At 34.5% G+C, this 13,212-nt stretch carries 10 protein-coding genes and 3 tRNA genes; 5 read left to right on the forward strand and 8 right to left on the reverse strand.

From position 1 onward, the window contains the following. Positions 1-26: 26 nt before the first annotated feature. Both M594_RS09960 and M594_RS09965 read left to right on the forward strand, forming a co-directional pair. On the forward strand, positions 27-1,649 hold the full coding sequence (locus M594_RS09960; protein ID WP_173876719.1) for an ATP-binding cassette domain-containing protein: 1,623 nt from the start codon (positions 27-29) through the stop codon (positions 1,647-1,649). A gap of 59 nt (positions 1,650-1,708) precedes the next feature. Further along, positions 1,709-4,252 (forward strand): YfhO family protein, encoded by a 2,544-nt coding sequence (locus M594_RS09965; protein WP_173876720.1) that lies wholly within the window; start codon positions 1,709-1,711, stop codon positions 4,250-4,252. Between the two features lie 29 nt (positions 4,253-4,281). Here M594_RS09965 and M594_RS09970 read toward each other — a convergent pair whose 3' ends face one another. Continuing rightward, on the reverse strand, positions 4,282-6,924 hold the full coding sequence (locus tag M594_RS09970) for a YhgE/Pip domain-containing protein (protein ID WP_173876759.1): 2,643 nt from the start codon (positions 6,922-6,924) through the stop codon (positions 4,282-4,284). Positions 6,925-7,051: 127 nt separating this feature from the next. Here M594_RS09970 and M594_RS09975 point away from each other — a divergent pair, with 127 nt between their 5' ends. Continuing rightward, positions 7,052-7,594 (forward strand): TetR/AcrR family transcriptional regulator, encoded by a 543-nt coding sequence (locus tag M594_RS09975; RefSeq protein WP_173876721.1) that lies wholly within the window; start codon positions 7,052-7,054, stop codon positions 7,592-7,594. A 40-nt stretch (positions 7,595-7,634) separates the two neighbouring features. Here M594_RS09975 and M594_RS09980 read toward each other — a convergent pair. From M594_RS09980 to rlmH, 7 genes are all read right to left on the reverse strand, one after another. Further along, a tRNA-Asn gene (locus tag M594_RS09980) sits at positions 7,635-7,708 on the reverse strand. A 5-nt stretch (positions 7,709-7,713) separates the two neighbouring features. Then, positions 7,714-7,785: transfer RNA gene (locus tag M594_RS09985), tRNA-Glu, on the reverse strand. A gap of 51 nt (positions 7,786-7,836) precedes the next feature. Continuing rightward, entirely contained in the window at positions 7,837-8,589 is a 753-nt protein-coding gene (comE, locus tag M594_RS09990) for a competence system response regulator transcription factor ComE (RefSeq protein ID WP_000866074.1), read from the reverse strand. Continuing rightward, positions 8,586-9,911, reverse strand: coding sequence for a competence system sensor histidine kinase ComD (gene comD, locus M594_RS09995; protein ID WP_173876722.1), 1,326 nt, complete (start codon positions 9,909-9,911; stop codon positions 8,586-8,588). Before comD ends, comE begins: the two co-directional genes overlap by 4 nt. Positions 9,912-9,931: 20 nt before the next feature. Continuing rightward, entirely contained in the window at positions 9,932-10,057 is a 126-nt protein-coding gene (comC, locus tag M594_RS10000) for a competence-stimulating peptide ComC (RefSeq protein WP_049535516.1), read from the reverse strand. Positions 10,058-10,222: 165 nt separating this feature from the next. After that, positions 10,223-10,296 (reverse strand) — tRNA-Arg (locus M594_RS10005). A 43-nt stretch (positions 10,297-10,339) separates the two neighbouring features. Next, the gene (rlmH, locus tag M594_RS10010) at positions 10,340-10,819 is read right to left on the reverse strand and encodes a 23S rRNA (pseudouridine(1915)-N(3))-methyltransferase RlmH (protein ID WP_042900048.1); all 480 of its coding nucleotides are present in this window, start codon (positions 10,817-10,819) and stop codon (positions 10,340-10,342) included. A gap of 183 nt (positions 10,820-11,002) precedes the next feature. Between rlmH and M594_RS10015 the strand changes: the two genes are divergently transcribed. Continuing rightward, the gene (locus M594_RS10015) at positions 11,003-12,184 is read left to right on the forward strand and encodes a S1C family serine protease (protein ID WP_173876723.1); all 1,182 of its coding nucleotides are present in this window, start codon (positions 11,003-11,005) and stop codon (positions 12,182-12,184) included. 57 nt (positions 12,185-12,241) lie between these two features. Continuing rightward, entirely contained in the window at positions 12,242-13,000 is a 759-nt protein-coding gene (locus M594_RS10020) for a ParB/RepB/Spo0J family partition protein (protein ID WP_173876724.1), read from the forward strand. The last annotated feature ends 212 nt before the right edge of the window (positions 13,001-13,212 follow it).

Consider the following 13,212-nt stretch of genomic DNA (forward strand, 5'->3'; position numbering starts at 1 on the left):
TATATTACATATATAGGAGAAAAACATTGCTTACAGTATCTGATGTTTCACTACGTTTTAGTGATCGCAAACTTTTTGATGATGTCAATATCAAATTTACGGAAGGAAATACTTACGGATTAATCGGTGCTAATGGTGCCGGAAAATCAACCTTTTTAAAAATTTTAGCCGGAGATATCGAACCTACTACTGGTCACATCTCTCTTGGTCCAGATGAACGTCTCTCTGTTCTTCGTCAAAATCACTTTGACTATGAAGATGAACGTGCCATTGATGTTGTTATCATGGGAAATGAAAAACTTTATAGCATCATGAAAGAGAAAGATGCCATCTACATGAAGGAAAATTTCTCAGACGAAGATGGAGTGCGTGCTGCCGAACTTGAAGGAGAGTTTGCCGAGCTTGGAGGATGGGAAGCAGAAAGTGAAGCCTCTCAACTCCTTCAAAACCTAAACATTCCAGAAGAATTGCACTATCAAAACATGAGTGAATTGGCCAACGGTGAGAAAGTAAAAGTTCTCCTCGCCAAAGCACTTTTTGGTAAACCAGATGTTCTTCTTTTGGACGAGCCGACCAATGGTTTGGATATCCAATCAATTACATGGCTAGAAGACTTCTTGATTGATTTTGATAACACCGTTATCGTAGTATCCCACGACCGTCACTTCTTAAACAAAGTATGTACTCACATGGCCGACCTTGACTTCGGAAAAATCAAACTCTATGTCGGAAACTATGACTTCTGGAAGGAATCTTCTGAACTCGCTGCTAAATTGCTAGCAGACCGTAATGCCAAAGCAGAAGAAAAAATTAAACAATTGCAAGAGTTCGTTGCTCGTTTCTCTGCTAATGCTTCTAAATCAAGACAAGCAACATCACGTAAGAAAATGCTTGATAAGATTGAGCTAGAAGAGATTGTACCATCTAGTCGTAAATATCCATTTATTAACTTTAAAGCGGAACGTGAAATCGGTAATGATCTCTTGACAGTAGAAAATCTAACTGTAAAGATTGATGGTGAAACTATCTTGGATAATATTAGTTTCATCTTGCGTCCAGGTGATAAGACAGCGCTTATTGGACAAAATGACATCCAAACGACTGCATTAATTCGTGCAATCATGGGGGACATTGACTATGAAGGAACTGTCAAGTGGGGAGTTACTACTAGCCGTTCTTACTTGCCAAAAGATAACTCGGCAGATTTTTCAGGAGGAGAGTCAATACTTGACTGGTTGCGTCAATTCGCAAGTAAAGAAGAAGATGACAATACTTTCCTACGTGGCTTCCTCGGCCGAATGCTCTTCTCTGGAGATGAGGTTAACAAACCTGTCAACGTCTTGTCAGGGGGAGAAAAAGTTCGTGTCATGCTTTCAAAACTCATGCTCTTAAAATCAAATGTCCTTGTACTTGATGATCCAACCAATCACTTGGACTTGGAATCTATCTCAAGCTTGAACGATGGATTGAAAAACTTTAAAGAATCAATCATCTTTGCCAGTCATGACCACGAGTTTATTCAAACTCTAGCTAACCATATCATTGTCTTGTCTAAAAATGGCGTCATTGACCGTATCGATGAAACCTATGATGAATTCCTAGAAAATGCAGAAGTACAAGCAAAAGTTAAAGAACTTTGGAAAGACTAAAAAAATTCAAAACTCAGTTGGGTTAACCAGCTGAGTTTTCTAACATTTTATGAGGTAACATGAAATTATTTTTTAAAACATATTGGACCTATTTTGTTTCTTTCATCATTCCCTTATTGATTATGACAGGAGTATATCTATCTCAAGGTATCTACTGGAACAGCGAGACATCTCCACTATTAGGAGATGGGTTTCATCAATACGTTATTTTTGATGTAACTTTACGAAATATCCTGCATGGAAATGGTAGTCTGTTTTACACCTTTACAAGTGGCCTCGGATTAAATTTCTATGCCCTATCTAGTTATTACTTAGGAAGTTTCCTTTCACCTCTAGTTTACTTTTTTAATCTGTCGAATATGCCAGATGCTGTCTATCTGACAACTCTCTTAAAATTTGGATTGATTGGACTGTCAACTTACTTTAGTTTAAATAAATTATTTCAATCGATTCCTAAGGCTTTAAAACTAGCTTTATCTACTTCCTATGCTCTGATGAGTTTCTCTGTTAGTCAACTAGAGATAAAAACTTGGTTAGATGTTTTTATCTTGATTCCTTTAGTTATAACTGGCTTACATATACTTATAACACAAAAGAAGCGCCTACTATACTTTACAAGTCTGTCAATCTTGTTTATTCAAAACTATTATTTTGGCTATATGACAGTATTGTTTCTTATTTTCTGGTATCTCTGTCAAATTTCGTGGGATTTTAAGACTCGAAAATCATCTTTTCTTGATTTTATTGTTACTTCCTTTTTAGCAGGAATGGCCAGTTTGATTATGACTCTTCCTACTCTATTTGATTTACAGACACATGGGGAAAAATTGACAGAAGTTACAAAGTTTCAAACTGAAAGTAGCTGGTATCTTGATCTCTTTGCTAAGCAATTCATCGGTTCCTTTGATACAACAAAGTATGGGGCTATCCCAATGATTTTTGTTGGACTACTTCCCTTTGTTTTAACCATTTTATTTTTTACGATGAAATCTATTAAGTTTCACGTGAAACTTATCTATGCAATTTTCTTTGCATCTCTAATTGCAAGCTTTTATATAGAAATGCTTGATTTATTTTGGCAAGGTATGCATACTCCAAATATGTTTTTACATCGCTATGCTTGGATTTTCTCTACCTTGTTAATTTACACAGCAGCAGAAGTCTTAAATCGTCTGAAAGAAATTAAAGTCTGGAATTTTTTAGCTTCGATTTTTCTTGTTGTAACAGGATTTTTAGCTACTATCTATCTAAAATCGCATTATTCTTTTTTAACAGATTTGAATATTCTACTTACTCTTGAATTTTTAGTTGTCTATTCTCTTTTACTCCTTGCAGTTATCAAAAAGTTTATCTCTGTAAATCTATTTGCTATTCTAATCTCTTTATTTATAATGGTTGAAATGAGCTTAAATGCTTCATCTCAAATGGACGGAATTGCTAAGGAATGGGGATTTGCTTCTCGAAGTGCTTATAATCGAGATATCCCAGCTATGGAATCTATTTCAACATATATTGGAAATCAATTTACTCGTACTGAAAAACTAGAAACTCAGACAGGAAATGACAGTATGAAATTCAACTACAATGGAATCTCTCAATTTTCTTCTGTTCGAAATCGTTCAGCAAGCTCTACTTTGGATAAGCTTGGGTTTAAATCCTCTGGGACCAATCTCAATCTCCGTTATGCCAATAATAGCATTTTGTCTGATAGTTTATTTGGTATCCAATACAATATCTCAGAAAATCCTATTGATAAGTATGGTTTCCAAGATGTATATCAAAAAGATAATCTTACCCTATATGAAAATCAATTCTCTCTTCCGATTGCCTTTGCTAGTCAATCTGTTTACAATGATGTCAAGTTCAATGAACACACTTTGGATAATCAAGCCTCATTTTTAAATCAACTTGCTAACGTCGATTTTGATTATTTTTCTCCAATCCCTTATGAAAAAACAGAAAATACTGATGATTTGATCAGTGTTACAAGTTCTTCAAATGAGGATGCAGCAATCCAGTATCAAATTGAAGTACCAGAAAACAGCCAAGTTTATCTTTCTTTCACAAACCTTCACTTTTCTAATGACAAACAAAAAAAGGTTGACATACTTGTCAATGGGAAAAAGAAAACTTTTACAACTGATAATGTCTTCTCCTTCTTTAATCTAGGATATACAAAAGAGAAAAAAACTTTCAATATCAATGTTAGTTTCCCTGGAAATTCACAAGTATCATTTGAATCTCCTACCTTCTATCGTTTAGATACCCAAACTTTAACTGAGGCTATTCAAAAAATCAAAGAACAACCTGTAACAGTATCAACTTCTAAAAACAAGGTTTTTGCTACATATGATGTCCAACAAGATACATCTATTTTCTTCACCATTCCTTATGACAAAGGTTGGTCTGCCTACCAAGATGGTAAGAAAATAGAAATTAAACAAGCTCAAACTGGTTTTATGAAAGTTGATATTCCTAAAGGGAAAGGAACTATTACACTTTCCTTTATTCCCAATGGTTTTATTACTGGAGCAATTTGTTCCTTTACTTCTCTCTTACTATTTGGAACCTATAATCACAGACGAAAGTCATCTAAGACATAAAAAATCGACCAATTAATCGGTCGATTTTTTTAATCTTCTTCCATTTTCTTAGGTTGATAGGCTAGCATACCTAAACCAATAAATAGAGCTAGTATCACGGCAAGAAAAACGACTTGATGATGAATATTTCCTGTCATAGAGATTGTTTGTCGTAATCCCGAAACTGAATAACTCATTGGTAACCAGGGATTAATAGCTCTAAAGAAATCATTTGTCAAGGCAAGTGGGTAAGTACCTGCACTTGATGCTAACTGTAATAAAAGCAAAATAAGAGAAAAGAAAGCTCCTATACGGCTATTCCATGTTGTTAAAGCGGTCACCATGGACATGAATACTAAACTTGTTAGGATAATGAGAATAAATGTTCTCATCTCATGATTTGCAGTTAAACCAATAAGATGAACTCCTCCATATACCAAAATCCCTGCTAAAACAGCTATAATACCATTTATTTCAGCTCGAGATTTCAACCAAGCCCAACGACTCTCTGGATGACGTCCTGAAGGTAACTTCGCAAAGATCATATTCGTTGATATTGCTGCAACAAAGAGAGCAACTGATATCATATAAGGAGCCATTGCGATTCCATTTACAGGAACTTGGTCATTGTCTGTTTTTGAAAGATTGAGTGGATTTGACAAAATCTCTGCATTTTGAGATTCCGTAGATGCTGATTTGAGTTGATCACTAGCATTACCTAATCCTTGTCCTAAAGAAGCAACTCCTGTCTGTAAACCTTCCAATCCAGAAGTTAACTTTGTTCCACCTTCTGCTAGTTTCCCAGCTCCATCTGCCAATTTATTAGCTCCACTTTCTAATTGAGAAGCACCTGAAAGTAACTGACTGGATTTGTCTGCTAATTGACCAGATCCTGATTGTAATTTATCAACTCCTGCCATTAATTCTTGACTCTTTTGATTCAATTGGTTAGAGCTATTTGATAATTTTTCAATACCAGACACTAATTCTGGAGTTTTTTCAACTAATTGACCAACTCCTGCTGTCAAGTTAAACGATTTTTGTGTCAAGGTAGTTGAGCCTGAAACTAGTTGATCCAAACTACCTGTCAAGGTGGAATTCTTTTCACTTAGTTTACTTGCGCCTTGAGAAACTTTATCAACACCTGCAGTATATGCATTTACCCCCGATGTAATCGACTGACTAGCAGGAACTAATTTACTCGTCACTGCTCCCTGTATTTCTGTTAATCCACTTGACAATCCTGTCAAAGAAGTAGAAGCAAGCGGTAATACTTGATTAGCTTGATTTTTTAATGTCGAAAGATTTGAAGATTGATTTTGTAAGTTTTCCAAACTTCCCTGTAAACCTTGTACTAAAGCTATTATTGACTGAGCCGATTGAATACTATCAGTCGAATTTTGAGATACAGAAGCGCTTATCTCAGCTTGTTGCTCACTTGTCAATGATTGATAAGCTGCTGTCGATTGAATATTTGCTAATGTAGTCGCTTTATCAGACTGAGCACTTGCTAACATTTGATTAGAAAGAGATACTATACTTGATAAAACAGAATCTAAGTGTTTTGTATCTCCAACATCAATATTTTGAATAGCTTGATTTAACTGATTCAAACCAGAAGATAATTGAGCAATTTGATCTTTTTGCTCAGACGAAGCATCTAACTTGCTAGAAAGCTGTTGAATTCCTTCACTTAATTGCTCCACACCCATTCGAAGTGTAGCTGATTGATTGGATAACTGATTAGCACCTGTTGCAAGACTTCCCACTCCGTTTGTATAGGCACTAACACCAGATGAAAATTGATTAAGACCAGCATTGAGCTGAGAAACACTGCTAGTATAGGACTCTACACCAGTATATAGTTGATTGATTCCTCCTACTAATTCAGGACTTTTAGAAGATAATTGACCTAACCCACTATCTAATTGACTCACTGCACCAGTATATGTAACTAAACCACTATTAAAATTCCCTAAGCCAAGATGAAGTTGTCCAACACCAGAGACATAAGAGGATAATCCTTTAGTAAACTGCTCCGTTCCATTTGAAAATGTTAAACTTGAATCTGCTAAAGAGTGTAGGTTAGTAGTTAATGTTTGACTTCCTGCCACTAACTGATTCGCTCCATCAGTTAATTTTTCACTACCAGAAGCTGCCTGACTCATACCATCCTTTAAATCAATCATTTTGTTAAATAAGGCTTTAGTATAGGTCTCAGTTACATTTGTAGAAACATTCTGCTTCAATTGTGTCATCGCAGAATCGCTCATCTTGCTGGCAATAAAGCTATGACCACTTGAAGTCTGATAATCAATTTGTATTTGCTCTGGATGATCCGTTAAAATAGAAGCTGCTTTTTCAGATAAATCACTGGGTAAAGTCACTACCATATAGTAATCGCCATCTTCCAATCCCTTCTTTCCTTCATCTTCATCCACGAAATGAAAATCCAAGGTTTTATTTTCTTTTAAATTGGACACCATGTCTTTTCCTATTGCCATAGTATTACCATTATAGGAAGCCTCTTTATCATTATTGACAACTGCCACAGGTAAGTCAGGCAATTGCCCATATGGATCCCACATTGATGACAAAAATATGATATTGTACAGAGCTGGAATAAGAGAAATCCCTATCATGACAATAATAAAGGTTGGTCTTTTTAAAATTGCTTTCCATTCTTTAAACATAGTTTCTCCTTTTTTAAACATATTGTCTAAAATTTTGATATAATAGATTATACATTAAAAAATCTAAATTACAAGATAAAAAATCCATTTTTAGACATATAGTCTAATTTGTTTACAAGGAGGAAATATGCAAGAAAGTAACAAACGCTTAAAAACAAAGCGAACTGTTGAAAATGCTATGGTACAACTACTGATGGAACAACCATTTGATCAAATTTCTACTGTCAAGTTAGCAGAAAAAGCCGGAATTAGTCGTTCCAGCTTCTATACGCACTATAAGGATAAGTATGATATGATTGAGCACTATCAAAGCAAGCTATTCCATACATTTGAATATATTTTTCAAAAACATGCTCATCACAAAAAAGATGCTATTTTAGAAGTATTTGAATATCTAGAGTCAGAACCACTTCTGGCTGCTCTGCTTTCTGAAAATGGGACTAAAGAAATCCAAAATTTCTTAAGAAATAAACTTCATATCATGCTCAGCACAGATTTACAAAAGCGATTTATGCAACTAAATCTCAATACCACTGAATTAGAATATAGTAGCATCTATCTAACTCATGCACTTTTTGGTGTCTGTCAAACTTGGATTGCACATGGAAAAAAAGAAAGTCCTCAAGAAATAACAGATTTCCTTATGAAGATGCTTGGTGATACAAATTGATACAAAAAAGGGAACAACACTATGTTCCCTTTTATCTATACTCCGCCAGTAGGACTCGAACCTACGACATCATGATTAACAGTCATGCGCTACTACCAACTGAGCTATGGCGGATAAAATAGTCCGTACGGGATTCGAACCCGTGTTACCGCCGTGAAAAGGCGGTGTCTTAACCCCTTGACCAACGGACCTTCTATCTGTAGCAGATATAACCATTATATCAATTTCTTACTAATTGTCAATCACTTTTGAGATTTTTTCTCTAGAATATCTTTTAATTTTCTAATTTTTAATCTTGAAATAGGACAACGATGGTCTTCATAGAAAACAATTTCTAAATTCTTTCTATCAATTTCTCTGATATTGCCTATATTTACCAAAAATGACTTGTGAGGAGAATAAAATCTCTGAGTATGTTTGTCCTTTTCCTGAATATCTGTCATGGTACCATAAAATTCTTTGGCAAAATTCTTACCAATAATGCGCAATTTATGAGAAACTCCTGTCGTTTCAATATACAGAATGTCATGATAAGGAATTTTTAAATCATTTCCCTTATAATTGTAGTCAAAATAATCTACCACATCTTCATTTTCAAGTAACATACTCTTCGTGTAGAAGATATTTTGCTCAATTCTCTTCTTAAATAACTCATCATTAATATCCTTATCGACAAAATCTAGGGCTGATACCTGGTATTTATAGGTTAGAGTTGCAAACTCTGATCGACTGGTGATAAAGACGATAATAGCGTAAGGATTGTAATGACGAATGAGCTGAGCCACTTCAAATCCCTTTTTCTCAATTCCATGAATATCGATATCTAGGAAATAAAGCTGGTTTACTTCATCGTTTTCAATATATTCCTTGAACTCACGAACTTTTCCCGTTGTCTTGTATGATATTGGAATATTCGATTCTTTCGAAATTTCATCCAATATTCTCTCTAGTCTCACTTGATGTTCAATAACATCTTCTAAAATTAAAACTTTCATTCAAATTCCCTCTTAAATCTAATGATTTGTCTAAATATACTGCCTTCCATCTCTGTTTCTAAAATAATGTTATTGTACTTATCTAGTAGTTCTTTCACATTATTTAATCCGACCCCACGATTTCTTCCCTTAGTAGAGAATCCTAAAGCAAATAGATCTCCTGAAGGAGTCATCGTCATTTTACATGAATTCTGAATCACAATAACTGTTTCAGTTTCCATCTTAATAACTGCTACTTCCATATGTTTTTTATAACTATCAGCCGATCCTTCGACAGCATTGTTCAATAAAACACTCATAATACGAACCAAATCCAGAAGGTCTATTGGTAGTCTAGTAATTATATCTTTTACTTCCAGTGTAAACTCTACACCATTATTTCGAGCATAGACAATTGACTGAGCAACCAAACTTCGTAAAGCTGAATCTTCTATGTTGTTTAAATCAAAGTAAGTGTACTTATCTGAACGCAGTTTGTGATTGGCTTTGACCAAAACTTCATTGTAAACTCTGTCAATTTCCTGTAAATTACCACTGTCAATTGCCATCTGCATACTAACAAGCATACCAGCATAATCATGTCGAAAGCCACGGATTTCATTATATAGACCGACAATTTCATCTGTGTAGTTTTGTAAATGTTTCTGTTCAAATTTCTTCTGCTTCAAAGCAATCTCTTTCTCCATTTGATCTTTATGTGAATTCATTGCAAAAAAGGTCAAAAGGAGAGAAATAAAGACAATAGATGATAAAATACTTCCAAAACTATTCAAATGTTTAATCGTACTTACTATATCTGAAACGAAAGATGCAACATGTAGCAGTAGTAAAGCAATAAATACTTTTTTCAAGAAAGGATAAAGGTAGTCCTTGTCAAAATAGGTTAGTTCTAAGTGGAAATAATGAATGATTTTTGAGACAACAAAATAGGTCAACACCGTTACAACGGAAAAGAATGGGTAATAATATTGTAAAACAAAATTGTCTCCTGTTATAGAGGAGAAAGTTACGGACAGAAAATTATGAGCGCTCTCATATAAAAGAGATAGTAGTAAACTTAGAAATAGTCCTCTATCCCTCTCATACTGTTTAATCCATCGAAAATAGGAATATAATCCCAAAGGAAATAAAAATGTTACAATTCCTAACCCATCTAAAGATAGAAAATAGAAGGTAAGTTCAAGTACTGCTTCCACTAGTAATGTATAAGCACCAAAAACGTATAGTTCCTTTGCTTTTATTTGACCTTTACAAATTAAACGGTAACTGTGACTAATAATTAAAAAATGAACAATAACTGTCCCAAATCCAAGTAAATTCATTACTCTTTCTCCTTATTTCATTACTTTTTTCGTCGGAAAAGAAAATCAAGGAGGATGTCTGAAACCCTACTTTCCCCACCTTTAATCTTTTGCAAGTCTTTTTCCTTCAAGGCTACAAACTGTTCCAATTTAACTGTGTTTTTCATAATAAAATCTCCTAAAATGTTTTTTTCTTGTAAGCTAACTTACAAAAACTATTATACAAAATGGAATTTTGTTTTAGATAAAATTCTCTCAACTGTCATTTTTTTATCCCCAAGTGTACTTTTTTAAGAAAAAAGCCGGGAAAATTCCCAGCTTTGCTACTATATTGATCCCAGCAGGATTCGAACCTGCGACCGTTCGCTTAGAAGGCGAATGCTCTATCCAGCTGAGCTATGAGACCTAATGCAACTATTCTACCAAAAATTCAATTAAAAGTCAATTTTCTATTTATGATAGGGAGAGCCCTGCTGTATTGTAAAAGCCCGATAGATTTGTTCAACAAGGACTAGTCTCATTAACTGATGGGGCAAGGTTAAACGGCCAAAACTAACAGAGAGATTGGCTCTCTTTTTTACATCCTGTGCTAATCCCAGACTCCCTCCAATAATAAATGTAAGAGTAGAAAATCCTTTTATAGAAGCTTCTTCTAATTGTTTACTAAATTCTTCTGATGAGAAAGTTTTCCCTTCGATAGCCAACACAATAACGAAATCACGGTCACCAACTTTTGATAAAATTCTCTGACCTTCTATTTCTAAAATCTTTTGATTTTCTGACTCACTGGCCTTATCTGGTGTTTTTTCATCTGCCAGCTCAATCATTTCAAGCTTAGCAAATCGAGAAATTCGTTTTGAATACTCTGAGATACCATCTTTTAAATACTTTTCTTTCAGTTTCCCAACTGTTACAACTTTAATTTTCATGACTCTATTCTAACATATTCTCTATTTTTTCACATCTTATTCACAAAACAAAAGCTTAAATTTAGCCGAGAAAACCACAGATTTTTGAAAGTTATCCACAATCTGTGAAAAACTTTTGTTTTTAAGTTATAATTAAGCTAGTCAGTTTATACTTTCAGTAATTTCAAACAAATGGAGGCAAATATGAAACATCTAAAAACATTTTACAAAAAATGGTTTCAATTATTAGTCGTTATCGTCATTAGCTTTTTTAGTGGGGCTTTGGGTAGCTTTTCAATAAACCAACTAACTCAAAAAAGTGGTGTAAGCAACTCTAACAACAATAGCACCATTACACAGACTGCCTATAAGAACGAAAATTCAACAACACAGGCTGTTAACAAAGTAAAAGATGCTGTTGTTTCTGTTATTACTTATTCGGCAAACAGACAAAATAGCGTATTTGGCAATGATGATACTGACACAGATTCTCAACAAATCTCTAGTGAAGGATCTGGGGTTATTTATAAAAAGAATGATAAAGAAGCTTATATTGTCACCAATAATCACGTTATAAATGGCGCCAGCAAAGTAGATATTCGTTTGTCAGATGGAACTAAAGTACCCGGAGAAATTGTCGGAGCGGACACTTTCTCTGATATTGCTGTCGTCAAAATCTCTTCAGAAAAAGTGACAACAGTAGCTGAGTTTGGTGATTCTAGCAAGTTAACCGTAGGAGAAACTGCTATTGCCATCGGTAGCCCATTAGGTTCTGAATATGCTAATACTGTCACTCAAGGTATCGTATCTAGTCTCAATCGAAATGTATCTTTAAAATCTGAAGATGGACAAGCTATTTCTACAAAAGCCATCCAGACGGATACTGCTATTAACCCAGGTAACTCTGGTGGCCCACTGATCAATATTCAAGGACAGGTTATAGGAATTACCTCAAGTAAAATTGCCACAAATGGAGGAACATCTGTAGAAGGTCTTGGTTTTGCAATCCCTGCAAATGATGCTATCAATATTATTGAACAGTTAGAAAAGAACGGAAAAGTGACTCGTCCAGCTTTGGGAATTCAAATGGTCAATCTCTCAAATATTAATACAAGTGATATTAGAAGACTGAATATTCCAAGCAATGTTACATCTGGTGTAGTTGTTCGTTCTGTGCAGGGTAATATGCCTGCCAATGGTCACCTTGAAAAATACGATGTTATTACAAAAGTAGATGACAAAGACATTGCTTCATCAACAGACTTACAAAGTGCTCTTTACAATCATTCTATCGGAGACACCATTAAGATAACTTACTATCGTAACGGTAAAGAAGAAACTACATCTATTAAACTTGACAAGAGTTCAGGTGATTTAGAATCTTAATTGACATCTATGTAAAGAAAGCTTTACATAAGAGAAAAGATGTGTTAGTGTAGAATCATGGAAAAATTTGAAATGATTTCTATCACAGATATACAAAAAAATCCCTATCAACCTCGAAAAGAATTTGATGGAGAAAAACTACATGAACTAGCACAGTCTATCAAAGAAAATGGGGTCATTCAACCGATTATTGTTCGTCAATCTCCTGTTATTGGTTATGAAATCCTTGCAGGAGAGAGACGCTATCGGGCTTCACTTTTAGCTGGTCTAAGGTCTATCCCAGCTGTTGTTAAACAACTCTCAGACCAAGAGATGATGATCCAGTCTATCATTGAAAATTTACAGAGGGAAAATTTAAATCCAATAGAAGAAGCACGCGCCTATGAATCTCTTGTAGAGAAAGGATTTACCCATGCTGAAATTGCAGATAAAATGGGCAAGTCTCGTCCTTATATCAGCAACTCTATTCGCTTGCTGTCCTTGCCAGAACAGATCCTCTCAGAAGTAGAAAAAGGCAAACTATCACAAGCACATGCGCGTTCGCTAGTTGGATTAAATAAGGAACAACAAGACCATTTCTTTCAACGAATCATCGAGGAAGACATTTCTGTAAGGAAATTAGAATCTCTTCTGACAGAGAAAAAACAAAAGAAACAGCAAAAAAATAATCATTTCATACAAAATGAAGAAGAACAGTTAAAAAAACTACTCGGATTAGATGTAAAAATCAAAATGTCTAAAAAAGATAGTGGCAAAATCATTATTGCTTTCTCAAACCAAGAAGAATACAGTAGAATTATTAACAGCCTGAAATAAGGCTGTTCTTTTATTTTCTTATCTCACAAGGTTATCCACTATTTTTTCCAATAAAAAGCTTAATAAATCAACAGTTTCTGATTTTTTCCCCAACCTGTGGAAAAAACTTGATAACATTGTGGATTATTTTTCACAGCTTGTGGAAAATTCTTACTATCTATGGTAAAATAAGTCTAGCATTAAACTTTTAAATAGTAAAGGAGGAGAAAGGA

This window comes from Streptococcus mitis (assembly GCF_013305725.1).
GTDB classification, from domain to species: Bacteria; Bacillota; Bacilli; order Lactobacillales; family Streptococcaceae; genus Streptococcus; species Streptococcus mitis_BO.

Coding starts and splice junctions, on each gene's coding strand:
- M594_RS09975 (WP_173876721.1), top strand. CDS start 7,052: ATGCAAGAAAGTAACAAACGCTTAAAAACAAAGCGAACTGTTGAAAAT.
- M594_RS09970 (WP_173876759.1), bottom strand. CDS start 6,924: ATGTTTAAAGAATGGAAAGCAATTTTAAAAAGACCAACCTTTATTATT.
- comD (WP_173876722.1), bottom strand. CDS start 9,911: ATGAATTTACTTGGATTTGGGACAGTTATTGTTCATTTTTTAATTATT.
- comC (WP_049535516.1), bottom strand. CDS start 10,057: ATGAAAAACACAGTTAAATTGGAACAGTTTGTAGCCTTGAAGGAAAAA.
- rlmH (WP_042900048.1), bottom strand. CDS start 10,819: ATGAAAATTAAAGTTGTAACAGTTGGGAAACTGAAAGAAAAGTATTTA.
- M594_RS10020 (WP_173876724.1), top strand. CDS start 12,242: ATGGAAAAATTTGAAATGATTTCTATCACAGATATACAAAAAAATCCC.
- M594_RS09965 (WP_173876720.1), top strand. CDS start 1,709: ATGAAATTATTTTTTAAAACATATTGGACCTATTTTGTTTCTTTCATC.
- M594_RS10015 (WP_173876723.1), top strand. CDS start 11,003: ATGAAACATCTAAAAACATTTTACAAAAAATGGTTTCAATTATTAGTC.
- comE (WP_000866074.1), bottom strand. CDS start 8,589: ATGAAAGTTTTAATTTTAGAAGATGTTATTGAACATCAAGTGAGACTA.